The following is a 24,407-nucleotide window of genomic DNA, read 5'->3' as shown; positions in this document are numbered from 1 at the left end:
GTGTAGTAGCTAAAATCATCGCTTAATCGCGACAGAGATTAGTTTGAAAAGGAAGCTTCGGCTTCCTTTTTTGTTTTAGGGCTAGTTTTATCTGCAGATTTGTGTAAAATGCTCGCCACTCTGAAGTTGAATAGTTATTTGATGACTATTTACACAGCGGGCTTGATATCCGGATTTAGATAGGTATAATGGCCCCCTCGTCGACTTAGGTTGACGAATTAAATGATTAGTCGCTGAAGTTAATCATTATCATAGCGGCTCCGATTGGGAGTCGAACGGTTAAATCATCTCGCTCTGCTTTTCTATATAGAAGAAGCTAGAGGGTGATTTTTTATATGTCCATTTTAGGAGCTCTGGTCAATGCAGAACCAAAGAATCCGTATCCGCTTAAAGGGATTTGATCATCGCTTAATTGATCAGTCTACAGCGGAAATCGTTGAAACTGCTAAGCGTACAGGCGCGCAGGTTCGTGGTCCAATTCCACTACCTACTCGCAAAGAGCGTTATACCATTTTGATCTCTCCGCACGTTAATAAAGATGCTCGTGACCAGTACGAATTACGTACACACAAGCGCCTGGTTGACATCGTAGAGCCAACTGAAAAGACTGTTGACGCGTTAATGCGTTTAGATCTTGCGGCTGGTGTCGACGTACAGATTAGCTTGGGTTAATTGAGATCCTAGTAAGAAGAGGTTTGAGAGATGGCTATCGGTCTTATTGGTCGTAAAGTTGGTATGACTCGCATCTTCACTGAAGATGGTGTTTCAATACCAGTTACTGTAATTGAAGTTGCAGGCAACCGTGTTACTCAAGTGAAAACTTTAGAAACTGACGGCTACCGTGCACTTCAAGTTACAACTGGCACCAAAAAAGCCAATCGCATCACTAAACCAGAAGCAGGTCACTTTGCCAAGAGCGGTGTTGAAGCCGGTCGTGGTTTGTGGGAAATGCGTTTGGTAGACGGTGAAGGCGAGGGCATTGAAGTTGGTGCTGAGCTAAATGTTGATATTTTCGCAGACGTAGCGAAAGTAGATGTTACTGGTCAATCAAAAGGTAAAGGCTTCCAAGGCGGTGTTAAGCGTTGGAACTTCCGTACTCAAGATATGACTCACGGTAACTCTTTGTCGCACCGCTCGAATGGTTCTATCGGTCAGAACCAAACGCCTGGTCGCGTATTCAAAGGCAAAAAAATGTCAGGCCATATGGGTGCCGAGCGTGTTACTACTCAAAATCTAGTTGTAGTTCGTGTAGATGTTGAGCGTAACCTGCTACTAGTCCGTGGCGCTGTTCCTGGCGCTACCAATGGCGACTTGATTATCAAGCCTGCCGTTAAAGCTTAAGGTCTGAGGAGATAGTAATGGAATTGGTATTGAAAGACGCGCAAAGCGCTCTTGAAGTTTCCGAAACTACCTTCGGCCGTGACTTTAACGAGGCACTGGTTCATCAGGTAGTTGTAGCATACGCTGCAAACGCGCGTCAGGGCACTCGTGCTCAAAAGACTCGTGCGGAAGTAACTGGCTCAGGCAAAAAGCCTTGGCGCCAAAAAGGAACTGGCCGTGCTCGTGCTGGTTCTGTTAAAGGCCCAATCTGGCGTGGCGGTGGCGTAACATTCGCTGCTAAAACCCAAGATCATAGCCAAAAAGTTAACAAAAAGATGTACCGCGGCGCGCTGAAAAGCATTCTGTCTGAATTGGTACGTCAAGAGCGTCTGGTTGTTGTTGAATCTTTCGGTGTTGAAGCTCCTAAAACTAAAGAGCTGAAAGCTAAATTGAAAGCAATGAACCTTGAAGACGTTCTGATTGTGACTGCAGAAGTTGATGAGAACTTATTCTTAGCAGCTCGTAACCTGTACAAAGTTGACGTTCGTGACGTAGCGGGTCTTGACCCAGTTAGTCTGATCGCGTTCAACACTGTGCTTGTGACTGCTGACGCAGTGAAGCAAATCGAGGAGATGCTAGCATGATGATCCGCGAAGAACGTTTGCTAAAAGTTATTCTCGCTCCACACATCTCTGAAAAGAGCACTGTGAACGCTGAGAAGCACAACACTGTTGTTTTCCGCGTAGCTATCGATGCAACTAAAGCTGAAATTAAAGCTGCTGTTGCTAAGCTATTTGAAGTTGAAGTTGATTCAGTTCGCACTTTAGTAAGCAAAGGCAAAACTAAACGCACTGGTGGCCGTACTGGTCGTCGTAGCGATTGGAAAAAAGCCTATGTAACTCTAGCTGCTGGTGCTGACATCGATTTCGTCGGCGGCGCTGAGTAAGCAAAGGAGAATTATCATGGCAGTTATTAAGTGTAAGCCAACCTCTCCAGGTCGTCGCCACGTAGTTAAAGTGGTGAACACTGACCTGCATAAGGGTAAACCCTTTGCTGGCCTGTTGGCGAAAAAATCTAAAAGTGGTGGCCGTAACAATACTGGCCGTATCACTGTCCGTCACGTAGGTGGTGGTCATAAGCAGCATTATCGTCTAATCGACTTCAAACGCGATAAAGATGGTATCCCTGCAAAGATTGAGCGTCTGGAATACGATCCAAACCGTACAGCTAACATCGCGTTAGTATTGTATGCGGATGGTGAGCGTCGTTATATTCTTGCTGCCAAAGGCATGCAAGCTGGCGATAAGATCCAGTCTGGTGTTGCTGCCGAGATCAAAACCGGTAACGCTATGCCACTACGCAACATCCCAGTAGGTTCTGTAGTTCACGCTGTTGAAATGAAGCCTGGTAAAGGTGCTCAGATCGCTCGTTCTGCAGGGGCTTATGTACAAGTTGTTGCTCGTGATGGCGCATATGCCACTCTACGTCTTCGCTCAGGCGAAATGCGTAAAGTGCCAGTTGATTGCCGCGCGACATTTGGTGAAGTTGGTAATGCCGAACACATGCTACGCCAGTTAGGTAAAGCAGGTGCTAAGCGCTGGAGAGGCATTCGTCCTACAGTTCGCGGTGTTGCAATGAACCCAGTAGACCATCCACACGGTGGTGGTGAAGGCCGTACTTCTGGTGGTCGTCACCCAGTGACTCCATGGGGTGTGCCAACTAAGGGTTATAAAACTCGTAGTAACAAGCGCACTGACAAGTACATCGTACGTCGTCGTAATAAATAGTAAGAGGATTCGCCATGCCACGTTCTCTCAAGAAAGGTCCCTTCATTGACCTGCACTTGCTGAAGAAGGTAGAGAAAGCGATGGAAGCCGGTGACAAAAAGCCTATTAAGACTTGGTCACGTCGCTCTATGATCATTCCAAATATGATTGGTTTGACCATCGCTGTCCATAATGGTCGTCAGCACGTTCCTGTGTTCGTAACTGACGAAATGATCGGCCACAAACTTGGTGAATTTTCACCAACTCGCACTTATCGTGGCCATGCCGCTGATAAGAAAGCGAAGAAGCGTTAATACGGGAGGAATAAGATGGAAGTTTTAGCTAAACATCGTTTTGCCCGTACGTCTGCGCAGAAGGCCCGTCTGGTTGCTGATCAAATTCGTGGTTTGCCTGTTGCTAAGGCACTCGAAATTTTGACTTTCAGCCCCAAGAAAGCCGCCGTACTGGTTAAAAAAGTACTTGACTCAGCTATCGCAAACGCCGAACACAACGAAGGTGCGGATATTGATGAGCTTAAAGTAGGAGCCGTCTTCGTAGATGAAGGCCCAACTATGAAGCGTATCATGCCACGTGCTAAAGGCCGCGCTGATCGTATCATGAAGCGTACCAGCCACATTACTGTGGTTGTATCAGATCGCTAGGAGAGAGCAATGGGACAGAAAGTACATCCTAATGGTATCCGTCTGGGTATCACCAAGCCTTGGATCTCTACCTGGTACGCAGATAAATCAGATTACGCAAATAATCTGAACAGCGACTGGGAAGTGCGTAAGTTTCTTGTAGAGAAATTACAAGCTGCTTCAGTATCTAAGATTGTTATCGAACGTCCAGCGAAAAGCATCCGCGTTACGATTCACACTGCCCGTCCAGGTGTTGTGATTGGTAAGAAAGGTGAAGACGTTGAAGTATTGCGTGCTGCAGTGTCAAAACTTGCTGGCACTCCTGCTCAAATTAACATCGCTGAGATCCGTAAACCTGAGCTAGATGCCAAGTTAGTTGCTGATTCAATTGCACAGCAATTAGAGCGTCGTGTTATGTTCCGTCGTGCTATGAAGCGCGCAGTACAAAACGCAATGCGTATTGGTGCTCAAGGTATCAAAGTACAAGTTAGTGGCCGTTTAGGCGGAGCTGAGATTGCGCGTGATGAGTGGTATCGTGAAGGTCGTGTACCTTTACATACTTTGCGTGCTGATATCGACTATTCTACATCTGAAAGTCACACCCAATACGGTGTGATTGGCGTTAAAGTTTGGATCTTCAAAGGTGAAGTTCTAGATGGAATGCTGCCACAGATTGAAGAACCGAAGCAGCAGCAACCTAAGCGCAAGCCTCGTGGTAAATAGGAGAGCCGGCAATGCTGCAACCTAAACGTATGAAGTTTCGCAAGATGTTCAAAGGCCGCAACCGCGGTCTGGCGAACGGTACCGAAGTTAGCTTTGGTACTTTTGGTCTGAAAGCAGTCGGCCGTGGCCGTTTAACTGCTCGTCAGATCGAATCTGCACGTCGTGCCATGACACGTCACATTAAGCGTCAGGGACAAATTTGGATTCGAGTTTTCCCGGACAAGCCGATTACCTCTAAGCCTCTTGAAGTGCGTATGGGTAAAGGTAAAGGTAACGTTGAATACTGGGTATGTCAGATTCAACCTGGTAAGGTTCTTTATGAGATGAATGGTGTTTCTGAAGTGATCGCTCGTGAAGCGTTTGCTTTAGCTGCTGCCAAGCTTCCAATTAAGACTACCTTCGTAACTAAGACGGTGATGTAATGAAAGCGAGCGAACTGAGAGAAAAGAGCGTTGAAGAACTGAACGCTGAACTACTTGGTCTGCTGCGTGAGCAGTTTAACCTGCGTATGCAACACGCCACTGGTCAGTTGACTCAGACTAATCAACTGAAATTGGTGCGCCGTAACATTGCGCGCGTTAAGACCATTATTACTTCTAAGGCGGGTGCATAATGTCTGATAAAATCCGTACTTTGCAGGGTCGTGTAACTAGCAACAAAATGGACAAGTCCATTACTGTTGCTATCGAACGCCAAGTGAAACACCCAATTTATGGGAAATACATTAAGCGTACGACGAAGATCCATGCACATGACGAAACTAATCAGTGCAATGAAGGCGATTTAGTAGCGATTCGCGAATGTCGTCCTTTGTCTAAGACTAAGTCTTGGACCCTGGTTGAAGTAGTATCAAAGGCCTAAGTTAATTAGGTATTTAGGTAAACGGCTCCAGAATGTGGGGCCGTTTGTTTTTTAATACTATACATTCCACTTTTATGGTGTTATATTTGCGCGCCATTTTTGACTAAATTAATAGCAAAAATGAGTGTTTTTATTGTCCCATAGTGGGAATTGTGTAGTAACGATAGCGGAGCACTTAAAATGATCCAAATGCAATCGACTCTTGACGTTGCTTGTAACAGCGGCGCACGCAGAGTTCAGTGTATTAAGGTCTTGGGTGGCTCTCATCGTCGTTATGCCGGTATCGGCGACATCATCAAAGTTTCTGTTAAAGAAGCGATTCCTCGCGCTAAAGCGAAGAAAGGCGATGTGTATAACGCGGTGGTAGTCCGTACTAAGAAAGGCGTACGTCGTCCAGACGGTTCTGTCATTCGCTTCGATCGGAATGCAGCTGTTCTTTTGAACAACAACCTGCAGCCGATTGGTACTCGTATCTTTGGACCAGTGACACGTGAATTGCGTAATGAGCAATTTATGAAAATTGTCTCGCTGGCACCAGAAGTACTGTAAGGAGCTTCAAAATGGCAGCTAAAATACGTCGTGAAGACGAAGTGATTGTATTAGCAGGTAAAGACAAGGGTAAACGTGCAAAAGTTTCTCAAGTCCTTCCTACTGGTAAATTGATTGTTGAAGGCATCAATCTTGTCAAAAAACACCAAAAGCCAAACCCACAATTGGGCGTAGCTGGCGGTATTGTTGAGAAAGAAGCACCGATACAAGCATCAAATGTAGCGATTTTCAACTCTGCCACTGGCAAAGCTGATCGCGTTGGTTTCCGCTTTGAAGACGGCAAAAAAGTTCGTTTCTTCAAATCGAACAGTGAACTCGTTAAGTAATTGGAGTAAACGATGGCGAAACTGCATGATAAATACCAAGAGACTGTTGTCGCTGAACTTGCTAAAAAGTTCGGTTATACCAGTGTCATGCAAGTCCCTCGGATTGAGAAAATCACCCTGAACATGGGTGTTGGCGAAGCTGTTGCAGACAAGAAAATCATGGACCATGCTGTCCGTGATATGACTGCAATCGCTGGTCAAAAACCAGTAGTGACTGTAGCTCGTAAGTCAGTTGCTGGTTTTAAAATCCGTGAAGGCTACCCTATTGGCTGTAAAGTTACCCTACGCGGTGAGCGTATGTGGGAATTCTTAGAGCGTTTAGTCGATATCGCAATCCCACGTATTCGTGACTTCCGTGGCTTAAGCGCTAAAGCGTTTGACGGCCGTGGTAACTACGCAATGGGCGTGCGTGAGCAGATCATCTTCCCAGAAATCGATTACGATAAAATCGATAAGATTCGTGGTATGGATATTGTTATCACTACTACTGCGAAGAATGATGAAGAAGGTCGTGCTTTGTTAGACGCTTTTAACTTCCCATTCAAGAAATAAGGGTAGCGTAATGGCAAAAACATCAATGAAAGCACGTGAAGCTAAACGTGCACAGCTCGTGGCCAAGTACGCTGAAAAGCGTGCGGCTCTTAAGACTATCATTGCAAGTCCAGCTTCTTCTGACGAAGATCGTTGGGATGCGGTACTTAAGCTGCAAGCTCTACCACGTGATTCCAGCGCTGCGCGTCAACGCAATCGTTGTAATCAAACTGGTCGCCCTCATGGCTTCTTACGTAAATTCGGCTTAAGCCGTATCAAATTACGTGAAGCAACCATGCGTGGTGAAGTTCCTGGCCTGCGTAAGGCCAGCTGGTAAGCACTTGTCACGGAGTAAGCTAATATGAGCATGCAAGATCCTATTGCGGATATGTTAACCCGTATTCGTAACGGCCAAGCTGCTAACCACGTATCGGTGAAGATGCCTTCAGCTAAGTTGAAAGTCGCAATTGCGAAACTACTTAAAGATGAAGGTTATATCGCTGATTACGCCGTAGCAGATGAAGCCAAGCCTGAACTGGAAGTTACTTTAAAGTATTTCCAAGGCCAACCAGTCGTTGAGACTATCCAGCGTGTAAGTCGCCCTGGTCTTCGTATTTACAAAGGTAAAAACGAACTTCCAAAGGTGATGGGCGGTCTGGGTGTCGCAATTGTGTCCACTTCTAAAGGCTTGATGACTGATCGTGCCGCCCGCCTTGCAGGCATGGGTGGCGAGGTTATCTGCTACGTAGCTTAAGGAGCTAGGAATGTCTCGTGTAGCAAAAGCACCAGTATCTATTCCAGCTGGCGTAGAGGTGACCTTGAACGAACAGACCCTTACCGTCAAAGGCGGAAAAGGTAGTCTGACTCGAGTGATCAACAATGCGGTCAATGTTGTTATTGAAGCTGGCGTAGTTAAGTTCCTCCCTGTTGAAGGCGTTTCTAACGCTTGGGCACAGGCTGGTACAACTCGTGCATTAGTAAACAACATGGTTGTTGGTGTATCTCAAGGTTTTGAGCGTAAATTAAAGTTAGTTGGCGTTGGTTACCGTGCGAAACTCGTCGGTTCTGACATTGACCTTACTTTAGGTTTCTCTCATCCGTTAGTACACAAACTGCCCGCAGGCGTTACTGCAGAGTGCCCTAGCCAAACTGACATCGTCCTACGTGGCGTTGATAAACAGTTAATTGGCCAAGTCGCTGCTGAGATTCGCGGATACCGTCCACCAGAGCCATATAAAGGCAAGGGTGTTCGCTATGACGACGAAGTAGTACGCCGTAAAGAGGCTAAGAAGAAGTAGGTAACGCGATATGGATAAGAAAACATCTCGCTTACGTCGCGCTACTCGCGCTCGTAAGAAGATCCAAGAGCTGGGCGTGAACCGTCTGGTTGTACATCGTACACCGCGTCACATTTATGCTCAGGTGATCAATCCTGAAGCTCAGGTGTTGGCAGCTGCTTCAACCGTAGAAAAAGCGGTTAAAGAGCTACTGAAGAGTACCGGTAACGTAGACGCAGCGAAAGCAGTAGGTAAATTTGTTGCTGAGCGCGCGATCGAAAAAGGCGTAACTTCAGTTGCGTTCGATCGTTCTGGTTTCAAGTATCACGGTCGTGTAGCTGCTTTAGCAGATGCAGCTCGTGAAGCTGGCCTGAAGTTCTAAGGGGTTATAAAATGGCTAAATTAGAAGCTCAGCAAAAAGACGATCTGCAAGAGAAATTGATTGCAGTTAATCGTGTTTCTAAAGTAGTTAAGGGCGGTCGTATCTTTAGCTTCACAGCACTGACAGTAGTGGGTGACGGTAACGGTAAGATTGGCTATGGCTATGGCAAAGCACGTGAAGTTCCAGCAGCGATTCAAAAAGCTATGGAAAAAGCTCGTCGTAACATTGTGACCGTTGAGTTGAATGCAGGTACTCTGCATCACCCAGTTAAAGGTCGTCATACTGGTTCTCTTGTGTACATGCAACCTGCATCACAAGGTACTGGTATTATTGCCGGTGGCGCAATGCGTGCCGTATTGGAAGTAGCAGGCGTTCATAACGTTCTGTCAAAAGCATACGGTTCTACTAACCCGATCAACATCGTTCGCGCGACTGTCGATGCTTTGGTGCACATGAAGTCACCTTCGCAAATCGCAGCTAAGCGTGGCCTGAATGTTGACGAAATTCGGGGGTAATGCACCATGGCAACTAAAACTGTAAAAGTTACTCAAACTAAAAGCGGTATCGGTCGTTTACCGAAGCACCGTGCAACCCTAACGGGTCTTGGTTTGCGTCGCATTGGTCACACTGTTGAATTAGAAGATACTCCTTCAGTTCGCGGTATGATCAACAAGGTCTACTACATGGTTAAGGTGGAGGATTAATAGATGCGTTTAAATACTCTATCTCCAGCTGCAGGCTCTAAGCATGCACCAAAGCGTGTAGGCCGTGGTATGGGCTCAGGTCTAGGTAAAACAGCGGGTCGTGGTCATAAAGGCCAAAAGTCTCGTTCTGGTGGCGGTGTACGCCCAGGATTTGAAGGTGGTCAAATGCCACTTAAAATCCGTTTACCTAAATTTGGTTTTACCTCGCGTCGCGCTATGGTAACAGCTGAAGTTCGTGTACTCGAACTGGCAAAAGTTAACGGTGATGTTATCGACTTAAACGCTCTGAAAGATGCGAACGTTATAACTCGCAACATCCAGTTTGCGAAAATTGTTCTTTCAGGTACCATTGAGCGCCCTGTGACTGTTAAAGGTCTGAAGGTAACCAAAGGTGCACGTGCAGCTATTGAAGCTGCCGGCGGTAAGATCGAGGAATAATACGTCGATGGCAAAACCAGGACTTGATTTAAAAAGCGCGAAAGGTGGACTTTCAGAATTGAAAGCTCGCCTCCTGTTCGTGATTGGTGCGATTATCGTCTTTAGAGCCGGTTCGTTTGTGCCAATTCCTGGTATTGACGCAGCTGTATTAGCAGAGCTGTTTGCTCAGCAAAAAGGGACCATCCTGGGCATGTTTAACATGTTCTCGGGTGGCGCCCTTTCGCGTGCCTCTATCTTTGCATTAGGTATCATGCCGTATATTTCGGCATCGATTATCATGCAATTGTTGACTGTCGTGCATCCTGCACTCGCTGAATTGAAAAAAGAAGGCGAATCAGGACGTAAGAAAATCAGTCAATATACCAGATGGGGTACCTTAGTGCTGGGTACATTCCAGTCGGTCGGTATTGCAACCGGGTTACCAAACTTAGTGCCAGGCCTTGTGGTCAACATTGGATTTGGGTTCTACTTTGTTGCGGTTGTGAGCTTAGTGACAGGAACTATGTTCCTTATGTGGCTAGGCGAGCAGATTACCGAACGTGGTATAGGTAACGGTATCTCGATTTTAATTTTCGCAGGTATTGTTGCTGGATTACCTTCCGCTATCGGCCAAACGGCTGAGCAGGCGCGTCAAGGTGACTTGAATGTGTTAGTATTGTTGTTGCTCGCGGTAATTGTGTTTGCAGTGACTTATTTTGTAGTGTTCGTGGAACGTGGTCAGCGTCGTATCGTCGTTAACTACGCTAAGCGTCAGCAAGGCCGTAAGGTGTTCGCTGCGCAAAGTACCCACTTACCGCTGAAAATAAACATGGCAGGTGTTATTCCGCCAATTTTTGCGTCAAGCATCATTTTGTTCCCTGGAACACTGGCTCAGTGGTTCGGTCAAAATGAGTCTATTTCATGGTTAAGTGATTTTTCACTGGCTGTGTCACCTGGACAACCGCTTTACTCATTATTATATGCAACAGCGATTATCTTTTTTTGTTTCTTCTATACTGCGTTGGTGTTTAACCCACGTGAAACAGCAGATAACTTGAAGAAGAGTGGTGCATTCATCCCTGGGATCCGTCCTGGAGAACAGACTTCGCGTTACATTGATAAAGTTATGACCCGTTTGACATTGGCAGGCGCGTTATACATAACCTTTATCTGCTTAATTCCGGAGTTCATGTTAATCGCGTGGAAAGTACAGTTCTATTTTGGCGGTACTTCACTACTCATTATGGTAGTCGTGATCATGGACTTCATGGCTCAGGTTCAGACGCATATGATGTCTCATCAGTATGAGTCTGTGATGAAGAAAGCTAACCTAGTAAACAAAGCGAATTTAGATCGCTTTGGTCGCTAAGTAGCTTTACGGAGTGATGAAATGAAAGTTCGAGCTTCCGTGAAGAAGATCTGCCGTAACTGCAAGATCGTCAAGCGTAGTGGCGTTGTACGCGTTATCTGTGTTGAACCAAAACACAAACAGCGTCAAGGCTAAAAAGTAATTTGTTCAGCCCATGAATTGGGCTGAACAAAATTTTGTTTGCAAATCTGTCGACTGTCGAGTATCCTTTCGGGCTTTTCGCAGTTGGCCTTTAACTTTAAGGAGTGCATAGTGGCCCGTATCGCTGGCATTAACATTCCTGATCAAAAGCATACAGTCATCGCATTGACTGCAATTTTCGGCATCGGCCGTACTCGCGCTAGAGCAATCTGCGCGGCTACAGCAATCGCTGAAACTGCTAAGATCAAGGAATTGAGCGAAGCTCAAATAGACACACTACGCGAAGAAGTCGCTAAATACCTAGTAGAAGGTGACTTACGTCGTGAGATTTCAATGAACATCAAGCGTCTTATGGATCTTGGTTGTTATCGTGGTCTCCGCCATCGCCGTAGCCTGCCTCTCCGTGGGCAACGTACTAAGACCAATGCGCGTACGCGTAAAGGTCCACGTAAACCAATTAGAAAGTAACGGGAAGGTAAAGCAATGGCTAAAGTTCCGTCACGTTCTCCGCGTAAGCGCGTACGTAAACAGGTTGCAGATGGCATGGCTCATATCCATGCTTCTTTCAACAACACTATTGTCACCATTACAGATCGTCAAGGTAATGCGTTGTCATGGGCTACTTCAGGTGGTTCAGGTTTCCGTGGTTCACGTAAATCTACTCCATTTGCTGCACAGGTGGCTGCTGAGCGTGCAGGTGCTGCTGCTCAAGACTACGGTTTAAAAAACCTTGAAGTGTTTGTGAAGGGTCCAGGTCCAGGTCGTGAGTCAGCCATTCGTGCGCTGAACGCTGTTGGTTATAAAATTACCAACATTACCGATGTGACGCCGATCCCTCATAATGGTTGTCGTCCTCCTAAAAAGCGTCGTGTATAACGTCGTTTCATTAGGATAGTTGGAGAAAGATCATGGCAAGATACTTGGGTCCCAAGCTCAAGCTCAGCCGCCGAGAAGGTACAGACCTTTTCTTAAAAAGCGGTGTGAGAGCAATCGATTCAAAGTGTAAACTGGAAACTGCACCTGGACAACATGGCGCTCGTAAGCCACGTTTGTCAGAGTATGGTACTCAGTTACGCGAAAAACAAAAAGTTCGTCGTATTTACGGTGTGTTAGAAAAACAATTCCGTAACTATTACAAAGATGCTGCACGTACTAAAGGCAACACAGGTGAAAACCTGCTTCAGCTTTTAGAAACCCGTCTTGATAACGTTGTTTATCGTATGGGCTTCGGTGCAACTCGTGCAGAATCACGTCAGCTAGTAAGCCATAAATCTATTATGGTTAACGGTCGTGTTGTTAACATTCCATCATTCAAAGTGTCTGCGAATGATGTTGTGAGCATCCGCGAGAAGTCACGTACTCAAGCTCGTATTAAAGCGGCTTTAGAAGTGGCAGCTCAACGCGAGAAGCCTACATGGGTTGAAGTCGACAACGCGAAAATGGAAGGTGCTTTCAAGCGCGTTCCAGAACGTAGCGATTTGTCTGCGGAAATTAACGAACAGCTGATCGTCGAGCTTTACTCTAAGTAAGGCTAACAAACAAGAGAGGACACAATGCAGGGTTCTGTTACAGAATTTCTTAAACCGCGTCTCGTTGATATCGAGCAGGTTAACTCAACACGTGCCAAGGTTACATTGGAACCACTTGAGCGTGGTTTCGGCCACACTTTAGGTAACGCGTTGCGTCGCATCCTATTGTCGTCTATGCCCGGCTGCGCGGTTACCGAAGTCGAGATTGACGGTGTACTGCACGAATACAGCAGTAAGGAAGGCGTTCAAGAAGATATCCTTGAGATCTTGTTAAACCTGAAAGGGTTAGCAGTGACTATCGAGGGTAAAGACGAGGCTATGCTTACGTTGAGCAAGTCCGGCGCAGGCCCTGTCATCGCAGCAGATATCACGCATGATGGTGATGTCACTATCGTGAATCCTGATCATATTATCTGTCACCTGACAGGTAACAATGATATCAGCATGCGTATTCGCGTTGAGCGTGGTCGTGGCTATGTACCAGCATCTGCTCGTGCACAGACTGAAGACGATGATCGCCCAATCGGCCGCTTGCTGGTTGATGCTTCTTTCTCGCCAGTTGCGCGTATTGCCTACAATGTAGAAGCAGCACGTGTAGAACAGCGTACTGACTTAGATAAACTCGTTATCGATATGACCACTAACGGTACTATCGATCCTGAGGAAGCTATCCGTCGTTCTGCAACAATTTTAGCTGAACAGCTAGATGCGTTTGTTGAATTACGTGACGTGACTGAGCCAGAGCTGAAAGAAGAGAAGCCGGAATTCGATCCGATTCTGCTGCGTCCTGTCGACGATTTAGAGCTAACTGTACGTTCGGCTAACTGCTTGAAAGCCGAAGCGATTCATTACATCGGAGATCTGGTACAGCGCACTGAAGTTGAGTTGCTGAAAACCCCGAACTTAGGTAAGAAATCTCTTACTGAAATTAAGGATGTTTTAGCTTCTCGCGGACTGTCGTTAGGTATGCGTTTGGAAAACTGGCCTCCAGCTAGTTTAGCAGACGACCTATAAGTCTCAGGTTTGTACAGATTTAGGTTATAAGGATTAGGTCATGCGCCATCGTAAGAGTGGTCGTCAACTAAACCGTAACAGCAGTCATCGCCAAGCCATGTTTCGCAACATGGCCGGTTCACTAGTTCGTCATGAGATCATCAAGACAACTGTGGCTAAAGCGAAAGAACTGCGTCGCGTAGTTGAGCCTCTGATAACACTTGCTAAGAGTGACAGCGTTGCAAACCGTCGTTTAGCGTTTGCACGTACTCGCGACGCTGAAGTCGTTGGTAAGTTATTTACTGAGTTGGGTCCACGTTACCAGGAACGTCCTGGTGGCTATACCCGTATCCTTAAGTGCGGTTTACGTGCTGGTGATAAAGCCCCTATGGCTTACATCGAGCTAGTTGGTCGCCCAGAAGCTGCTCAAGCTGTTGATGTTGAAGCTGCTGAGTAATTAAGGTTACACTTTTAAAAAGCCGGGCATTAGCCCGGCTTTTTTATGCCTTTTTTACTATTTTACCCAAAGTGTGGTTTTCTCGATTTCTTTTGGGAGGATGATATTCCATTTAGCTAAGCCTTTCTGGCTAAACATGTATTTTCCAAGATCATCTGTTACTGGGAAAATATTTTCGGGTTTCTCGCCGCCGAGTATTTTTGTCGCCATATTCGCTGCAATCTTTCCATGATGATAGCCATCGAGAACATAGCCGCCAATATTGCCTTCAGCAGAGACACTAAATCCCCAAAACCCAAAATTCGGTACCGGAGAATGTCCAGATATCCATTTTAGGAGCTGATCTGCATCTCGAACTGTGTGGTATAGCGCCACGACTATAGCGTTATAACCCTGTTCCTTCGCGGTCAATACATTCCGCTGCCAATCTGTTAGCTGTGACAATTGCACTAAATTAACTTCGATATCGCCTAACATGCTTGAGTGTTGTTTACTGATGTATTCAGCCGCTGAGTCAGAGGTGACTCCTTGGTCGAATAGAACTAAGATTTTTCTATGCACAGTTTGCGGTAGTAAACGTTGAATGAGCAGTAGTGAACGTCGTAGTAGTGGTCTCTCAATGACGCCTGTGAAGCGTTTGTGTTCATTGAGATGATATTCTCTAGGATTCATATTCACCCCTAAATAGACTACTGGGATTAGGCTGTCATTTAGGCGCTGGTGTAAGAGATTAACCGCATTATCATCGGCGAGAATAACCAATTGAGGTGCTTGTTGTTGAATGTATTTCCATGCTAAGTCAGCCCGTTCAGCAAATTGCTCTTGGGGTAAGCGTTTGGTATCCATCTCGAAATAACTAACATCATGGTGAGGGCTGAGCGTGTCATAAATCGCTTGATAGTATTCTTGGTCCCATTGATAGCTATGATGGTAGCTTTCGATAACAACAACTTTAGCAGCATTGGCTTCATGAGAGAGGCCTACCAAGCAGATAATTAGGAAGCTTAGAATGTGTTGCAAACTAGAGTTCAGTTGTCTCATTTGAATCATATGCAGTCTTAGGTATTGGCGCTGCCTAGAGTATAGTCCACCTTTAATTGTGCATATTCAGATAATAAAAAAGCCTCACTAGTTATTAAGCTAGGAGGCTTAGTTTGTACGCTATTGCTGATCCATCAATAACCTACTTAGTATCAGGTGCCTTTTGCTGGCTATAATCTAACTTTTCGTGCTTTTGGCCCATGGCTTCAGCGACTTCTGGTGGCATGTAGTTTTCATCATGCTTGGCGAGTACTTCAGTTGCTTCTAGTTTGCCATCAGCACCCAGTACACCCTGAGCAACTATGCCTTGTCCTTCACGGAAAAGATCGGGTAATAAGTCGTCATAAGTGACCAGTACTTCGCCGCCGAGGGAGTCATGCACTGCAAATTCGACATGCAAGCTTTTGGGATCTCGCACCATCGAACCTACCGTCACCATTCCGCCGACACGAATACGTTGGCCAATTTCAGGTTTTACGCCAGTGTCTGTCTTGCCGTGGACAATTTCAGACGGAGTATAGAATAAGTTCAAGTTGGAGTTCAGCGCATAGAGCAAAAGCGAAGTAATCGCAGCAACGCCACCGATTAATGCTACAGCTAATGTCAGTCTTTTTTTGCGTCTTGGGTTCACGATTTAGTACTCCTAGTTTCTTTTAGGCGTTCTTCTCTATCCATCTTCTTCGCGATATCAATTAACACCTTACGCTTTTGGCGTGCGCTGGTAATGATGAGCGTAGAGAGGCAGAAGAAGGTCACTCCGTAGGATAGCCATACATAGAATGCATAGCCGCCCATATTAAAAAAATCACTGATTGAATCGAATTGCATCATTTGACCTCCTCCGCTTTAGCTAGTTCACGGACCCAGGGGCGCATGCCATTTCTTGCTAAAATTTCTGCTCTAAAACGGACAATAGTGATGGCGCCAATCATAAGACCGAAGCCCAGTATGTTAATTAACAGTGGATAGAGCATTTCCGTCGACATTGTCGATTTCTCGGTAATGCGTATTGTCGACGGTTGATGTAATGAGCTCCACCATTCAACTGAGTATTTGATGATAGGAATATTGATCACACCGACGATCGCTAAGATCCCTGCTGCACGAGCTGCGAGCACTTTATCCTCAAATGAGGCATAGAGCGAGATCACACCTAGATATAGGAATAGTAATACCAGCTCAGAAGTTAAGCGTGCATCCCATACCCACCAGGCACCCCACATAGGTTTACCCCATGCTGCTCCGGTAAAGAGTGCGATAAAGGTGATCACTGCGCCAATGGGAGCAATAGATGCTGCAGCCCAGTCGGCAAGTTTTATCTGCCAAACTAGACCGATAAAGGCCGCGGTTGCCATACCCATATAAGCCGCCATTGACATAGACGCGGCAGGAACATGGATAAAGATAATACGGTAGCTATCTCCCTGCTGGTAATCCGTCGGCGCGAAGACAAGTCCCCATGTCGTGCCAACAGCAATCAATAGACCGGCTAAGATCGCAAACCATGGAAATAAAGTTCCTGATAATTTATATGCGCGTTCAGGATCCGCGTAAGGGTGTAACCATTTCCACATTTTAGTTAGTACTCACTCGCAGAGATGCACCAATTGCAAAAGGTGCTAAGGTTAACGATCCGACCAGCATAGCGCCTATTATAGCGAGCTGACCATCATAGGGTAAATTCATTCCTGCCGCGTCTATGGCACTCGTTGCAAAAATGAGTACTGGGATATATAGGGGCAAAATAAGTAAGCTGAGTAACACGCCGCCTTTCCTTAGACCGACGGTTAATGCCACACCAATAGCACCTAACAGCGACAATACTGGCGTGCCTAGCGCAAGCGTTGAAATTAACGCACCGTAGCTGTTGCCGTCTAGATTGAGTAATACCGCTAACAGTGGTGCGATAATAATCAGTGGCACACCAGTTAAAATCCAGTGGGCTAACACTTTAGCTAATACGAGAATGGCTAATGGCTGTGGACTTAATAGCATTTGTTCTAAGCTACCATCACTAAAGTCGGCTTTGAAAAGCCTTTCAAGTGACAACATTGATGCTAATAATGCGGCGACCCAAATTATCCCCGGCGCTACACGTGCTAACATTTGCGGCTCTGGTCCAATTCCCAGCGGAAACAAGGTAACGACCATAATAAAAAATAGCAGTGGGTTAAAAATGTCGCCGCGGTGGCGAATAGCAATTTTAAGATCTCGCTGCAGCAAGGTGAAAAATGCTTGGGTAAAACTGATGCCTCTTTTCATTGAGCCTGACCTTATATGAAGCGATAATCGAGACGAATTTTACGAAGCCTATCATCTGTGATAATGCCCATATCTTGGTGAGTTGTGAGGATCACACAGCCACCATTATCCGCATGCTGAATAAATAACTGCTCCAGTTCTTCGACGCCTTTTTTATCGATTGCAGTAAAAGGTTCGTCAAGGATCCAAATTTTACAGTTGCTATGCCACAATCTTGATAGTGCTGTTCTGCGATGCTGGCCTGCGGATAAATGCCCCGCGAGAGCTTCTTCAAAGCCCGTTAAATTGACTTTGGCTAAAATCTCTGACGTATCAAAGTCATCATAACCACTGATTCTTAAATTGAAATTAAGGTTTTCTTCGGCAGTCAGCTCGCATTTCACGCCAGCTAAATGGCCTAAATACAAGAGGTCTTCATTGTATTCATCGCGGCAACGGTTTATGTCTTCATTAATGTAAAAAGTTTGTCCGGCATAGGGGCGAGAAAGGCCCGCCAATATGCGTAATAAACTGGTCTTTCCTGCGCCGTTAGGGCCTTCAATCTGAACAATGTCACCGGCATTTATATCAAAACTTAACTCATCAAAAAGGATACGTTCTTCGCGGATACAGGTCAGCTTGCTGGCTGACACTAATGTGGTTTCTTTAGTTATATTTGTCACTGAACCCTCTATCTCAAGCCGGAAGGAAACACAAGTCATTCTAACACAAACGTTATTGGGGGTTTACTCTTGGTTTGCACTAGATGTCAGCAATATGATGTGGTTCCAATAACCGCAATATTTATCGAACTTTTTTACGACTTGCTAATATATTAACGAATTTGTCATCCTTGTCGCCTGATTCATTTTGTGTTGAGATTCTAATCACAAAAAGATGAGATTTCTTGAAGTTTGTAGTAATCTTAGTCGGCTATAATGAGTCTGCCTAAGTAAGGGCGGCGCCGAGCTTTGTACGTATTTGCATTAGGAACATTGAACATGAAAAAACTGTTAGCAATGACTGCTGTCGCTGCTTTGACTATGTCAGTTAACGCTTCAGCTCAAGATGCTGAGGCTATTTATAATAAGGCATGTACCGTATGCCACAGCATGGGTGTTGCTGGTGCTCCAAAAGTGCACAACGCTGCAGAATGGGAACCACGCTTAGCTAAGGGCGTTGATGCTCTAGTGAAGAGTGTGAAAACCGGTCTGAATGCTATGCCACCAGGCGGTATGTGTACTGATTGTACTGATGATGATTACAAAGCTGCTATCAAATTTATGTCTACAGCTAAGTAATTCTTCAGATATAAAAAAACCGGCGAAAGCCGGTTTTTTTATATCTGCAATTAACTGCGATTTATTGCACTTGAGTATCAAGTACTAGGTTCGCTGTATCGCCTACGGCGACTTTACTGATCTTGCCTTGAATATCACCCGTTTGCGGTTTGATATTACCTTGTTTAGACAGCACAGCAATCACTTCCACATTGGTTGCGTCACTCAACTTCTTATCACCACCCATACCGCTGCTGTCATCTAATGTCACCGTAATTGGGAGCGACTTAGCACTGACTTTGGTCGCCGCTAATGGGACTTTTGGTCCTTCAGTTGCACGGGCAAAGATAAAGATAGTGTCTTCAGGGCTGGCTTTAGCGGCAAGTTCTGCAGAGATAGATATAGTGACATTGACTGATTTGGTCGCACTTGCTTTCACTTGCTTGTGGGCTTCATCATTTGGCATACCCGCTGTTTCAGACTGCATACGTAAGTTAGCGGTTTCGATAGCATTCATTAAGGCTGCGCGATCAACATCGGCACGATCGCTATCCAAAATGGTTTGCCAAGAGGCGATGGCTTTCTTGTAATCAGCCGTAAAGAAGGCATCCATACCTACAAGTAATAACGTTGAAGGATCTTGAGCATCCATAGCTAAAGATTCATCGATAATCGCTTGGATTTGCGGTGTCATTTGTTGACCCGCTTTGTAATACATAGCTGTCGCTTTTGGACCGAGCAATTCTGCATGTTTTCCGACCAATTCGATTACTTTATCGAAAGCCGCAATCCCTTTATCGTATTGGTTTGCTGATACATAAGCATGACCTAAGCTAAACCACAGTTGGCTGTTTTCTGGCTCGGCTTTAACTTGAGCCTCCATCATCTGCACGCGTTGCATCATGATTTGAGCCGTATCCATTCCTGCATGTGGATTTGCAGGTTGTTGAGCACTATCAATATTCTCGAAGGCACCTAAGTGTTGATAGAGATAGCCTGAGATGACAATCAAACAAACTGACATGATCGACGGCCACAGAATCGTCTTTGGCTTGATTTGGTTGACCAGTGAATCATCACTCGCTTGTTTGATGTCTTGGAGTAGACTGATTTCAAGCTCTTTTTTCAATGCATCGAATTCGGCTTGATCGAGTAGCTCCTCGCTTAATTCTTTTTCAAGAGTGGCTAAGCGTTCATTGAACAATTCAAGGTTCGTTTGTTTACGAACTCCGGCTTCTTCCGTTTTCAGCAATTTTTGCTGTCTGAAATGCGGGATCCAAATCAGCATAAGGCCGACTAACATAACAAGCGCAATAAAAATCCAAAATGTCGTCATTGTTTCTATATTCACTTTAGTTTGCAGAAAGCGGAGTAACCGCTAGGCTTGGAAGCAAGATTATACGTAAAGATTGTTCATTGAACAGTAATATAAGGTAATCCCAGTACTGAAAGCTTATAGTTGGGCACTGGTTCACAAATTGATTCTTCTTGTAAATTTTGTATGAAACTTAAGTGTCATTTGTCGGTCACATGCAGAACTGAGCCTCTTCCGTGACTTTCAACAACCTCTAAAATTGAGAATGAGACAAGTAACCCAGTTTTGTACGAAAGAGGCAGACAGGAACAATAGCAAATACTAAAATGAGCAACATTTCGTGCATTTGCGTGAATAACATGTTGTGCGTTGAGATAGAGTCTTTCTAAATCAACATATTATTGAAGACTGAGGAAAACCCATGATCCCAGAACTTGGACACTTTGCGCTGATAATAGGGGTGGCTTTTGCCTTCTTATTAATCAGCGTCCCCCTAATAGGTGTTGCCCGTAAAGATCAATACCTTGTTAGGTATGCTTGGCCGTTAACGTACGGAATGTTCTTTTTTATCACTGTATCAGTTGTCGTGCTGGCCTATAGCTTTGCCGTCGATGATTTCTCAGTCGCTTATGTGGCACATCACTCTAATTCTCAGTTACCTATCTTCTTCAAGATTTCGGCCGTATGGGGCGGTCATGAAGGGTCACTGTTGTTCTGGGTGTTTGCTTTATCGACTTGGGCTGCAGCGGTTGCCTTATTTAGTAAAGGTTTAGAGGAAGTGTTTACTGCGCGTGTACTGGCAGTATTAGCGCTGATCGTGATTGGCTTTAGCTTATTCATGCTACTAACCTCTAGCCCATTCGAACGTTTGTTCCCGATCCCTGCCGAAGGTCGTGACTTGAACCCAATGCTGCAGGATGTGGGATTAATCTTCCATCCACCTATGCTGTATTTAGGTTATGTGGGTTTCTCGGTGAGCTTTGCATTTGCGATTGCCGCGCTGATGAGTGGTCGTCTCGATTCTGCATGGGCTCGTTGGACTCGTCCCTGGACCTTAGCCGCTTGGATCTTCCTAACAGGAGGTATCGCACTAGGTTCTTGGTGGGCATATTATGAATTAGGCTGGGGCGGTTGGTGGTTCTGGGATCCTGTTGAGAACGCCTCTTTCATGCCTTGGTTAGTGGGTACTGCGCTTGTTCACTCTTTGATTGTGACCGAGAAACGCGGCGCCTTCCGTAACTGGACCGTATTACTGTCTATCTTTGCTTTCTCTTTAAGTTTGCTTGGTACCTTTATTGTTCGCTCTGGCGTATTAACCTCAGTGCATTCATTCGCAGCCGATCCAAGCCGCGGTATGTTTATTCTGTTGTTACTTGGTTTAGCGATTGGTGGTTCATTGACACTGTTTGCCTTCCGCGCCAGTGAAATGAGCAGCCCAGCCCGTTTCGAGCTGAAGTCTAAAGAAACCATGCTACTGGTCTGTAATGTGTTACTGACTGTTGCCGCAGGTACTGTGCTATTGGGTACGCTCTATCCATTGCTCATCGATGCGCTCGGCATGGGTAAAATCTCTGTAGGACCTCCATACTTCAACGCTGTGTTTGTGCCTATCGTATTAGTCTTATTTGGCTTTATGGGTATTGGTCCAATTATCCGTTGGAAAAAATCGAAAGCAGGCGAGCTTAAGCGTCAGTTATTGATCCCTGCAATGATTGCTGCGGCTATCGGTATTGTGACGCCATTTATCGTCGATGGTGTATTCAATACTTGGGTTGCCTTTGGTATCGCGGCAGCGGCTTGGATTATCTTAGCGACTGCTAGAGCGGCCTATAATATGGTCAAGTCGAAAGAAGGTGATATCAGCATCAGCCGTATGGGCCGTAGCCAGCTGGGTATGATCTTCGCGCATCTTGGTATTGCTGTATCTGTGATTGGTGCCACTATGGTGTCGAATTACTCGATTGAGAAAAGTGTTCGCATGGGACCGGGGATCAGCCAAGAGCTTGCGGGTTATACCTTTAAGTATCTCGAGACCAAAAACGTAGTGGGTCCTAACTACACTGCAATGCAGGGACAGATAGAAGTCTACAAAGGTGATGAGCTGCTGACATTACTCAAGCCAGACCGTCGTCAATATAATGTGCGTACAATGGACATGACAGAAGCGGGTATCGACTGGGGTCTATTCCGTGACTTGTATGTGACCATGGGCGATCCAATTACCAGCACTGAATTTGCGGTTCGTTTGAACTACAAGCCGTTCGTGCGTTGGTTATGGTTTGGGGCAATTTTCATGATGATTGGTGGATTCTTCGCGGCATCGGATAAACGTTACCGTGCGAAAGTCACTGCAGCCGTCGCGCCTTTGGCCGAAAAGGCAAAATTGGCAACGGCTCAATAATTGGGGAATGTATGAAGAAGTTGGTTCTGTTTATCCCATTGGTTATATTTCTCGCCATGGGGGTGTTTCTATATAAAGGCTTATTTCTGAATCCGCAGCAATTGGATTCGGCACTGGAAGGAAAGCCTATTCCGGCTTTCCAACTGGAACGCTTAGAGACACCAGCTGAGATCATTACGAATGAGCAATTAAAAGGTAAGGTGTCATTACTTAATGTGTGGGCGACTTGGTGTCCATCTTGTAAATATGAGCATCCTTTCTTAGTGATGCTAAAGCGTAAAAATCTTCTGCCAATTTACGGGATCAACTATCGCGATGAGCGTGCTCCCGCATTAGAAGAGTTGAAGCGTCAGGGCGACCCCTATAACGTCAATATCTATGATAAAGATGGCCGTTTAGGATTAGACCTTGGGGTCTATGGTGCACCTGAAAGTTTTGTGGTTGATCACAACGGTATTATCCGCTTCCGTTATGCGGGTCCAATCGACCAACGCGTATGGAGTGAAACCCTTTACCCTATGATCCAACAATTACAAGCTGAAGCGGCGAAGGATGGCGCATCATGAGAACGCTGACAAAAATCATTGGTGGTCTAGTGCTGTTATTCAGCATGACGACCGCCGTTATGGCAACACCGGTTGATACTTACGAATTCAAAACGCCTGAAAATCAAAAGCGCGGTTTATCTTTGGCTCATGAACTACGTTGCCCACAGTGTCAAAATCAAAACTTGATCGACTCAAACTCACCGGTTGCGCGCGATCTGCGTCTTGAAGTCTTCAAGATGGTAGACGAAGGTAAAGGCGATGATGAGATTATCGAGTTTATGACCAGCCGTTACGGTGAGTTCGTACTCTATAACCCTAAGATGGAAACCAAAACCTACATTCTTTGGTTAGGTCCTATCGGTTTGTTACTTATGGGTCTCGTGATTGGTTTTATCTTCATTCGTAAACAACGTATCAGCGGTAATGTACCGAACGAAATTAGCGAAGAAGATCAGCGAGAGTTAGATACCTTGCTAAAGCGTAATACTAAATGAAGCATAAAGTCATAAAGGCATTATTGTTGTCATCCCTCTTTTCGTTACTTGCTGGTGGGGTCGCGCATGCGTACCCCGGCATGCAGCAGGCGACTAAACCGATGGAATCAACCGTTGATTTGATCAATGTCTTGCCAAAGACTTTCCCGATTGAGCCCGTCGCCTTTAATGACGTCGATGGTAAAGCCATCGACTTCAGTCAATTTAAAGGCAAGATCATCATGGTGAACATGTGGGCGACCTGGTGTCCACCCTGTGTAAGGGAACTGCCAGCAATCGAAAGACTCGCGACCAAGTTCAAAGCCGAAGACTTTGTACTATTGCCTATCTCTATTGATGCAGAAGGTAAGCAACAGGTTCAACCGTTCTTAAACTCGTTAGGTATGCCAAATTTCAACTCTTACTACGATCAGTCACAAAGTCTTGGGGATGTTTTCCCGCTCGATACGATTCCAGCGACATTTATTCTTGATCAACAGGGCCAATTGATAGCTTTTGTTCGATCTTATGTCGATTGGGACGATGCCAAAGCTGTCACGCTAATCCAAGGATTTATCGATAAAGGCAGTAAAAAGCCCAATTAATCGGCACTCTGCACGTAAAAGAATCACCATTGTTTAAAAGATCGCCATGCGATCTTTTTTCATTAAAAAAGCCCTTGCACAAAATCTCCTGCTCCCTATAATGCGCATCCACTGACACGGCAGACAGCGAAAGCAAGCTGGCGAGTTAGGTTGAATTGAATGGCTTTTAACCACTTAATTCAATCGCAGCAAGAAGTTGTAAAAAACTCCTTGACGCGAAACGGGAAATGCGTAGAATACGCAGCCCTAGCCAACTGGAAGCGTTCGGCGCTCAGTGTGGTACTCAAGTCCTCTTACGGATATTGAGTTGCTCTTTAACAAGATAAAACAAGAAATCTGTGTGGGCACTCACAGGTGTTGAGTTAATCGAAATTACTTTACTTTCGAGTGAGTAATCAAAGAATTAAATCAATGATGAAGAGTGTTCATAGCAATATGTACATAATTTTGGTTTCGCTTTTTTAAAAGCGGAAACAAATGACAGAATTCATTGAGCCGCTGAAGTCGCAAGACGGAA

At 45.5% G+C, this 24,407-nt stretch carries 40 protein-coding genes; 33 read left to right on the top strand and 7 right to left on the bottom strand.

Annotation, left to right across the window (positions count from 1 at the left end; genetic code table 11):
• Nucleotides 1-360: 360 nt before the first annotated feature.
• The 28 genes from rpsJ to rplQ all read left to right on the top strand — a co-directional run bounded on the left by rpsJ (nt 361) and on the right by rplQ (nt 13,986).
• Entirely contained in the window at nt 361-672 is a 312-nt protein-coding gene (gene rpsJ, locus Q4Q52_RS21730) for a 30S ribosomal protein S10 (RefSeq protein ID WP_006083601.1), read from the top strand.
• A 30-nt stretch (nt 673-702) separates the two neighbouring features.
• Nucleotides 703-1,341, top strand: coding sequence for a 50S ribosomal protein L3 (gene rplC, locus Q4Q52_RS21725; protein WP_006083600.1), 639 nt, complete (start codon nt 703-705; stop codon nt 1,339-1,341).
• Nucleotides 1,342-1,358: 17 nt separating this feature from the next.
• A complete protein-coding gene (gene rplD / locus Q4Q52_RS21720) occupies nt 1,359-1,964 on the top strand; it encodes a 50S ribosomal protein L4 (RefSeq protein WP_006083599.1) in 606 nt (201 codons plus the stop codon).
• Entirely contained in the window at nt 1,964-2,266 is a 303-nt protein-coding gene (rplW, locus tag Q4Q52_RS21715; RefSeq protein WP_025008843.1) for a 50S ribosomal protein L23, read from the top strand. The genes rplD and rplW overlap by 1 nt, the downstream gene beginning before the upstream one ends.
• 16 nt (nt 2,267-2,282) lie before the next feature.
• Entirely contained in the window at nt 2,283-3,107 is an 825-nt protein-coding gene (gene rplB, locus Q4Q52_RS21710) for a 50S ribosomal protein L2 (RefSeq protein WP_006083597.1), read from the top strand.
• A 14-nt stretch (nt 3,108-3,121) separates the two neighbouring features.
• Nucleotides 3,122-3,400 carry a 30S ribosomal protein S19 gene (gene rpsS, locus Q4Q52_RS21705; RefSeq protein ID WP_006083596.1) on the top strand — a complete coding sequence of 93 codons (279 nt, stop codon included), beginning with the start codon at nt 3,122-3,124 and terminating at the stop codon, nt 3,398-3,400.
• A gap of 15 nt (nt 3,401-3,415) precedes the next feature.
• The gene (gene rplV / locus Q4Q52_RS21700; RefSeq protein WP_006083595.1) at nt 3,416-3,748 is read left to right on the top strand and encodes a 50S ribosomal protein L22; all 333 of its coding nucleotides are present in this window, start codon (nt 3,416-3,418) and stop codon (nt 3,746-3,748) included.
• A 9-nt stretch (nt 3,749-3,757) separates the two neighbouring features.
• The gene (rpsC, locus tag Q4Q52_RS21695; protein ID WP_011787574.1) at nt 3,758-4,450 is read left to right on the top strand and encodes a 30S ribosomal protein S3; all 693 of its coding nucleotides are present in this window, start codon (nt 3,758-3,760) and stop codon (nt 4,448-4,450) included.
• Between the two features lie 11 nt (nt 4,451-4,461).
• Complete coding sequence (rplP, locus tag Q4Q52_RS21690) at nt 4,462-4,872, top strand: 50S ribosomal protein L16 (protein WP_006083593.1); 411 nt, start codon at nt 4,462-4,464, stop codon at nt 4,870-4,872.
• A complete protein-coding gene (rpmC, locus tag Q4Q52_RS21685; protein ID WP_006083592.1) occupies nt 4,872-5,063 on the top strand; it encodes a 50S ribosomal protein L29 in 192 nt (63 codons plus the stop codon). The genes rplP and rpmC overlap by 1 nt, the downstream gene beginning before the upstream one ends.
• Nucleotides 5,063-5,311, top strand: a complete 249-nt coding sequence (gene rpsQ, locus Q4Q52_RS21680) for a 30S ribosomal protein S17 (protein ID WP_006083591.1) — start codon at nt 5,063-5,065, stop codon at nt 5,309-5,311. Before rpmC ends, rpsQ begins: the two co-directional genes overlap by 1 nt.
• A gap of 180 nt (nt 5,312-5,491) precedes the next feature.
• Nucleotides 5,492-5,860 (top strand): 50S ribosomal protein L14, encoded by a 369-nt coding sequence (rplN, locus tag Q4Q52_RS21675; protein WP_006083590.1) that lies wholly within the window; start codon nt 5,492-5,494, stop codon nt 5,858-5,860.
• An 11-nt stretch (nt 5,861-5,871) separates the two neighbouring features.
• Nucleotides 5,872-6,186, top strand: a complete 315-nt coding sequence (rplX, locus tag Q4Q52_RS21670; RefSeq protein WP_006083589.1) for a 50S ribosomal protein L24 — start codon at nt 5,872-5,874, stop codon at nt 6,184-6,186.
• Between the two features lie 12 nt (nt 6,187-6,198).
• Nucleotides 6,199-6,738 (top strand): 50S ribosomal protein L5, encoded by a 540-nt coding sequence (rplE, locus tag Q4Q52_RS21665; protein WP_006083588.1) that lies wholly within the window; start codon nt 6,199-6,201, stop codon nt 6,736-6,738.
• 10 nt (nt 6,739-6,748) lie between these two features.
• Nucleotides 6,749-7,054, top strand: coding sequence for a 30S ribosomal protein S14 (gene rpsN / locus Q4Q52_RS21660; protein ID WP_006083587.1), 306 nt, complete (start codon nt 6,749-6,751; stop codon nt 7,052-7,054).
• A 24-nt stretch (nt 7,055-7,078) separates the two neighbouring features.
• On the top strand, nt 7,079-7,471 hold the full coding sequence (gene rpsH, locus Q4Q52_RS21655; RefSeq protein ID WP_006083586.1) for a 30S ribosomal protein S8: 393 nt from the start codon (nt 7,079-7,081) through the stop codon (nt 7,469-7,471).
• Between the two features lie 10 nt (nt 7,472-7,481).
• Entirely contained in the window at nt 7,482-8,015 is a 534-nt protein-coding gene (gene rplF / locus Q4Q52_RS21650) for a 50S ribosomal protein L6 (RefSeq protein WP_006083585.1), read from the top strand.
• Between the two features lie 10 nt (nt 8,016-8,025).
• The gene (rplR, locus tag Q4Q52_RS21645) at nt 8,026-8,376 is read left to right on the top strand and encodes a 50S ribosomal protein L18 (protein WP_006083584.1); all 351 of its coding nucleotides are present in this window, start codon (nt 8,026-8,028) and stop codon (nt 8,374-8,376) included.
• Between the two features lie 11 nt (nt 8,377-8,387).
• Nucleotides 8,388-8,891: a 30S ribosomal protein S5 gene (gene rpsE, locus Q4Q52_RS21640; RefSeq protein WP_006083583.1), complete on the top strand. Its 504-nt coding sequence runs from the start codon at nt 8,388-8,390 to the stop codon at nt 8,889-8,891.
• A 6-nt stretch (nt 8,892-8,897) separates the two neighbouring features.
• A complete protein-coding gene (gene rpmD / locus Q4Q52_RS21635; protein WP_006083582.1) occupies nt 8,898-9,080 on the top strand; it encodes a 50S ribosomal protein L30 in 183 nt (60 codons plus the stop codon).
• A 3-nt stretch (nt 9,081-9,083) separates the two neighbouring features.
• Nucleotides 9,084-9,518 carry a 50S ribosomal protein L15 gene (gene rplO / locus Q4Q52_RS21630; protein ID WP_006083581.1) on the top strand — a complete coding sequence of 145 codons (435 nt, stop codon included), beginning with the start codon at nt 9,084-9,086 and terminating at the stop codon, nt 9,516-9,518.
• A gap of 7 nt (nt 9,519-9,525) precedes the next feature.
• Entirely contained in the window at nt 9,526-10,866 is a 1,341-nt protein-coding gene (gene secY / locus Q4Q52_RS21625; protein ID WP_311991657.1) for a preprotein translocase subunit SecY, read from the top strand.
• 21 nt (nt 10,867-10,887) lie between these two features.
• A complete protein-coding gene (rpmJ, locus tag Q4Q52_RS21620) occupies nt 10,888-11,001 on the top strand; it encodes a 50S ribosomal protein L36 (RefSeq protein WP_006083579.1) in 114 nt (37 codons plus the stop codon).
• 117 nt (nt 11,002-11,118) lie between these two features.
• Nucleotides 11,119-11,475 (top strand): 30S ribosomal protein S13, encoded by a 357-nt coding sequence (gene rpsM / locus Q4Q52_RS21615; RefSeq protein WP_011787581.1) that lies wholly within the window; start codon nt 11,119-11,121, stop codon nt 11,473-11,475.
• A gap of 15 nt (nt 11,476-11,490) precedes the next feature.
• Nucleotides 11,491-11,883, top strand: coding sequence for a 30S ribosomal protein S11 (rpsK, locus tag Q4Q52_RS21610; RefSeq protein ID WP_006083577.1), 393 nt, complete (start codon nt 11,491-11,493; stop codon nt 11,881-11,883).
• A 32-nt stretch (nt 11,884-11,915) separates the two neighbouring features.
• Nucleotides 11,916-12,536, top strand: coding sequence for a 30S ribosomal protein S4 (gene rpsD, locus Q4Q52_RS21605; protein ID WP_006083575.1), 621 nt, complete (start codon nt 11,916-11,918; stop codon nt 12,534-12,536).
• Between the two features lie 24 nt (nt 12,537-12,560).
• Nucleotides 12,561-13,550, top strand: a complete 990-nt coding sequence (locus Q4Q52_RS21600; protein WP_006083574.1) for a DNA-directed RNA polymerase subunit alpha — start codon at nt 12,561-12,563, stop codon at nt 13,548-13,550.
• Between the two features lie 40 nt (nt 13,551-13,590).
• A complete protein-coding gene (gene rplQ / locus Q4Q52_RS21595) occupies nt 13,591-13,986 on the top strand; it encodes a 50S ribosomal protein L17 (protein WP_006083573.1) in 396 nt (131 codons plus the stop codon).
• 57 nt (nt 13,987-14,043) lie between these two features.
• Here the strand turns inward: rplQ and Q4Q52_RS21590 are convergent, their stop codons facing one another.
• The 6 genes from Q4Q52_RS21590 to ccmA all read right to left on the bottom strand — a co-directional run bounded on the left by Q4Q52_RS21590 (nt 14,044) and on the right by ccmA (nt 17,951).
• Nucleotides 14,044-15,027, bottom strand: coding sequence for an ABC transporter substrate binding protein (locus Q4Q52_RS21590; protein WP_311991656.1), 984 nt, complete (start codon nt 15,025-15,027; stop codon nt 14,044-14,046).
• A 142-nt stretch (nt 15,028-15,169) separates the two neighbouring features.
• Nucleotides 15,170-15,658, bottom strand: a complete 489-nt coding sequence (gene ccmE / locus Q4Q52_RS21585) for a cytochrome c maturation protein CcmE (protein ID WP_105251038.1) — start codon at nt 15,656-15,658, stop codon at nt 15,170-15,172.
• Complete coding sequence (gene ccmD, locus Q4Q52_RS21580) at nt 15,655-15,855, bottom strand: heme exporter protein CcmD (RefSeq protein ID WP_105253042.1); 201 nt, start codon at nt 15,853-15,855, stop codon at nt 15,655-15,657. Before ccmD ends, ccmE begins: the two co-directional genes overlap by 4 nt.
• On the bottom strand, nt 15,855-16,601 hold the full coding sequence (locus tag Q4Q52_RS21575; protein WP_105251039.1) for a heme ABC transporter permease: 747 nt from the start codon (nt 16,599-16,601) through the stop codon (nt 15,855-15,857). Before Q4Q52_RS21575 ends, ccmD begins: the two co-directional genes overlap by 1 nt.
• A gap of 1 nt (nt 16,602) precedes the next feature.
• Nucleotides 16,603-17,289 (bottom strand): heme exporter protein CcmB, encoded by a 687-nt coding sequence (ccmB, locus tag Q4Q52_RS21570; RefSeq protein WP_006079706.1) that lies wholly within the window; start codon nt 17,287-17,289, stop codon nt 16,603-16,605.
• A gap of 11 nt (nt 17,290-17,300) precedes the next feature.
• Nucleotides 17,301-17,951 (bottom strand): cytochrome c biogenesis heme-transporting ATPase CcmA, encoded by a 651-nt coding sequence (ccmA, locus tag Q4Q52_RS21565; protein ID WP_131525727.1) that lies wholly within the window; start codon nt 17,949-17,951, stop codon nt 17,301-17,303.
• A gap of 318 nt (nt 17,952-18,269) precedes the next feature.
• Here ccmA and Q4Q52_RS21560 point away from each other — a divergent pair, with 318 nt between their 5' ends.
• Nucleotides 18,270-18,569: a cytochrome c5 family protein gene (locus Q4Q52_RS21560; protein ID WP_105251041.1), complete on the top strand. Its 300-nt coding sequence runs from the start codon at nt 18,270-18,272 to the stop codon at nt 18,567-18,569.
• Between the two features lie 61 nt (nt 18,570-18,630).
• On the opposite strand, the gene ccmI is transcribed toward Q4Q52_RS21560, so the two are convergent.
• A complete protein-coding gene (gene ccmI, locus Q4Q52_RS21555; RefSeq protein ID WP_311991658.1) occupies nt 18,631-19,884 on the bottom strand; it encodes a c-type cytochrome biogenesis protein CcmI in 1,254 nt (417 codons plus the stop codon).
• A gap of 400 nt (nt 19,885-20,284) precedes the next feature.
• Here ccmI and Q4Q52_RS21550 point away from each other — a divergent pair, with 400 nt between their 5' ends.
• From Q4Q52_RS21550 to Q4Q52_RS21535, 4 genes are read left to right on the top strand one after another with little or no spacing between them, the layout of a single operon-like run.
• Nucleotides 20,285-22,264, top strand: a complete 1,980-nt coding sequence (locus Q4Q52_RS21550) for a heme lyase CcmF/NrfE family subunit (RefSeq protein ID WP_311991655.1) — start codon at nt 20,285-20,287, stop codon at nt 22,262-22,264.
• Between the two features lie 11 nt (nt 22,265-22,275).
• Nucleotides 22,276-22,830 (top strand): DsbE family thiol:disulfide interchange protein, encoded by a 555-nt coding sequence (locus Q4Q52_RS21545; protein WP_006079711.1) that lies wholly within the window; start codon nt 22,276-22,278, stop codon nt 22,828-22,830.
• A complete protein-coding gene (gene nrfF, locus Q4Q52_RS21540; RefSeq protein WP_006079712.1) occupies nt 22,827-23,306 on the top strand; it encodes a heme lyase NrfEFG subunit NrfF in 480 nt (159 codons plus the stop codon). Before Q4Q52_RS21545 ends, nrfF begins: the two co-directional genes overlap by 4 nt.
• Nucleotides 23,303-23,890, top strand: a complete 588-nt coding sequence (locus tag Q4Q52_RS21535; RefSeq protein WP_311991654.1) for a TlpA disulfide reductase family protein — start codon at nt 23,303-23,305, stop codon at nt 23,888-23,890. The genes nrfF and Q4Q52_RS21535 overlap by 4 nt, the downstream gene beginning before the upstream one ends.
• The last annotated feature ends 517 nt before the right edge of the window (nt 23,891-24,407 follow it).

The sequence above is a fragment of the Shewanella sp. SP1S2-4 genome, from assembly GCF_031932075.1.
Classification (GTDB): Bacteria; Pseudomonadota; Gammaproteobacteria; order Enterobacterales; family Shewanellaceae; genus Shewanella; species Shewanella baltica.
The sequence above is the reverse complement of the archived record's forward strand: the minus strand, read 5'-3'. Positions and strand labels throughout refer to the sequence as shown.

Coding starts and splice junctions, on each gene's coding strand:
- rpmC (WP_006083592.1), top strand. CDS start 4,872: ATGAAAGCGAGCGAACTGAGAGAAAAGAGCGTTGAAGAACTGAACGCT.
- Q4Q52_RS21545 (WP_006079711.1), top strand. CDS start 22,276: ATGAAGAAGTTGGTTCTGTTTATCCCATTGGTTATATTTCTCGCCATG.
- Q4Q52_RS21575 (WP_105251039.1), bottom strand. CDS start 16,601: ATGTGGAAATGGTTACACCCTTACGCGGATCCTGAACGCGCATATAAA.
- rplN (WP_006083590.1), top strand. CDS start 5,492: ATGATCCAAATGCAATCGACTCTTGACGTTGCTTGTAACAGCGGCGCA.
- ccmB (WP_006079706.1), bottom strand. CDS start 17,289: ATGAAAAGAGGCATCAGTTTTACCCAAGCATTTTTCACCTTGCTGCAG.
- rplV (WP_006083595.1), top strand. CDS start 3,416: ATGGAAGTTTTAGCTAAACATCGTTTTGCCCGTACGTCTGCGCAGAAG.
- rpsC (WP_011787574.1), top strand. CDS start 3,758: ATGGGACAGAAAGTACATCCTAATGGTATCCGTCTGGGTATCACCAAG.
- rpsH (WP_006083586.1), top strand. CDS start 7,079: ATGAGCATGCAAGATCCTATTGCGGATATGTTAACCCGTATTCGTAAC.
- Q4Q52_RS21535 (WP_311991654.1), top strand. CDS start 23,303: ATGAAGCATAAAGTCATAAAGGCATTATTGTTGTCATCCCTCTTTTCG.
- ccmI (WP_311991658.1), bottom strand. CDS start 19,884: ATGACGACATTTTGGATTTTTATTGCGCTTGTTATGTTAGTCGGCCTT.
- rplR (WP_006083584.1), top strand. CDS start 8,026: ATGGATAAGAAAACATCTCGCTTACGTCGCGCTACTCGCGCTCGTAAG.
- secY (WP_311991657.1), top strand. CDS start 9,526: ATGGCAAAACCAGGACTTGATTTAAAAAGCGCGAAAGGTGGACTTTCA.
- rplE (WP_006083588.1), top strand. CDS start 6,199: ATGGCGAAACTGCATGATAAATACCAAGAGACTGTTGTCGCTGAACTT.
- rplD (WP_006083599.1), top strand. CDS start 1,359: ATGGAATTGGTATTGAAAGACGCGCAAAGCGCTCTTGAAGTTTCCGAA.
- Q4Q52_RS21590 (WP_311991656.1), bottom strand. CDS start 15,027: ATGAGACAACTGAACTCTAGTTTGCAACACATTCTAAGCTTCCTAATT.
- Q4Q52_RS21560 (WP_105251041.1), top strand. CDS start 18,270: ATGAAAAAACTGTTAGCAATGACTGCTGTCGCTGCTTTGACTATGTCA.
- rplQ (WP_006083573.1), top strand. CDS start 13,591: ATGCGCCATCGTAAGAGTGGTCGTCAACTAAACCGTAACAGCAGTCAT.
- rpsJ (WP_006083601.1), top strand. CDS start 361: ATGCAGAACCAAAGAATCCGTATCCGCTTAAAGGGATTTGATCATCGC.
- rpsN (WP_006083587.1), top strand. CDS start 6,749: ATGGCAAAAACATCAATGAAAGCACGTGAAGCTAAACGTGCACAGCTC.
- rpsS (WP_006083596.1), top strand. CDS start 3,122: ATGCCACGTTCTCTCAAGAAAGGTCCCTTCATTGACCTGCACTTGCTG.
- Q4Q52_RS21550 (WP_311991655.1), top strand. CDS start 20,285: ATGATCCCAGAACTTGGACACTTTGCGCTGATAATAGGGGTGGCTTTT.
- rpmJ (WP_006083579.1), top strand. CDS start 10,888: ATGAAAGTTCGAGCTTCCGTGAAGAAGATCTGCCGTAACTGCAAGATC.
- rpsE (WP_006083583.1), top strand. CDS start 8,388: ATGGCTAAATTAGAAGCTCAGCAAAAAGACGATCTGCAAGAGAAATTG.
- rplF (WP_006083585.1), top strand. CDS start 7,482: ATGTCTCGTGTAGCAAAAGCACCAGTATCTATTCCAGCTGGCGTAGAG.
- ccmD (WP_105253042.1), bottom strand. CDS start 15,855: ATGCAATTCGATTCAATCAGTGATTTTTTTAATATGGGCGGCTATGCA.
- rpsQ (WP_006083591.1), top strand. CDS start 5,063: ATGTCTGATAAAATCCGTACTTTGCAGGGTCGTGTAACTAGCAACAAA.
- rplO (WP_006083581.1), top strand. CDS start 9,084: ATGCGTTTAAATACTCTATCTCCAGCTGCAGGCTCTAAGCATGCACCA.
- rplP (WP_006083593.1), top strand. CDS start 4,462: ATGCTGCAACCTAAACGTATGAAGTTTCGCAAGATGTTCAAAGGCCGC.
- rpsD (WP_006083575.1), top strand. CDS start 11,916: ATGGCAAGATACTTGGGTCCCAAGCTCAAGCTCAGCCGCCGAGAAGGT.
- rpmD (WP_006083582.1), top strand. CDS start 8,898: ATGGCAACTAAAACTGTAAAAGTTACTCAAACTAAAAGCGGTATCGGT.
- Q4Q52_RS21600 (WP_006083574.1), top strand. CDS start 12,561: ATGCAGGGTTCTGTTACAGAATTTCTTAAACCGCGTCTCGTTGATATC.
- nrfF (WP_006079712.1), top strand. CDS start 22,827: ATGAGAACGCTGACAAAAATCATTGGTGGTCTAGTGCTGTTATTCAGC.
- rpsK (WP_006083577.1), top strand. CDS start 11,491: ATGGCTAAAGTTCCGTCACGTTCTCCGCGTAAGCGCGTACGTAAACAG.
- rplC (WP_006083600.1), top strand. CDS start 703: ATGGCTATCGGTCTTATTGGTCGTAAAGTTGGTATGACTCGCATCTTC.
- rplB (WP_006083597.1), top strand. CDS start 2,283: ATGGCAGTTATTAAGTGTAAGCCAACCTCTCCAGGTCGTCGCCACGTA.
- rplW (WP_025008843.1), top strand. CDS start 1,964: ATGATCCGCGAAGAACGTTTGCTAAAAGTTATTCTCGCTCCACACATC.
- rplX (WP_006083589.1), top strand. CDS start 5,872: ATGGCAGCTAAAATACGTCGTGAAGACGAAGTGATTGTATTAGCAGGT.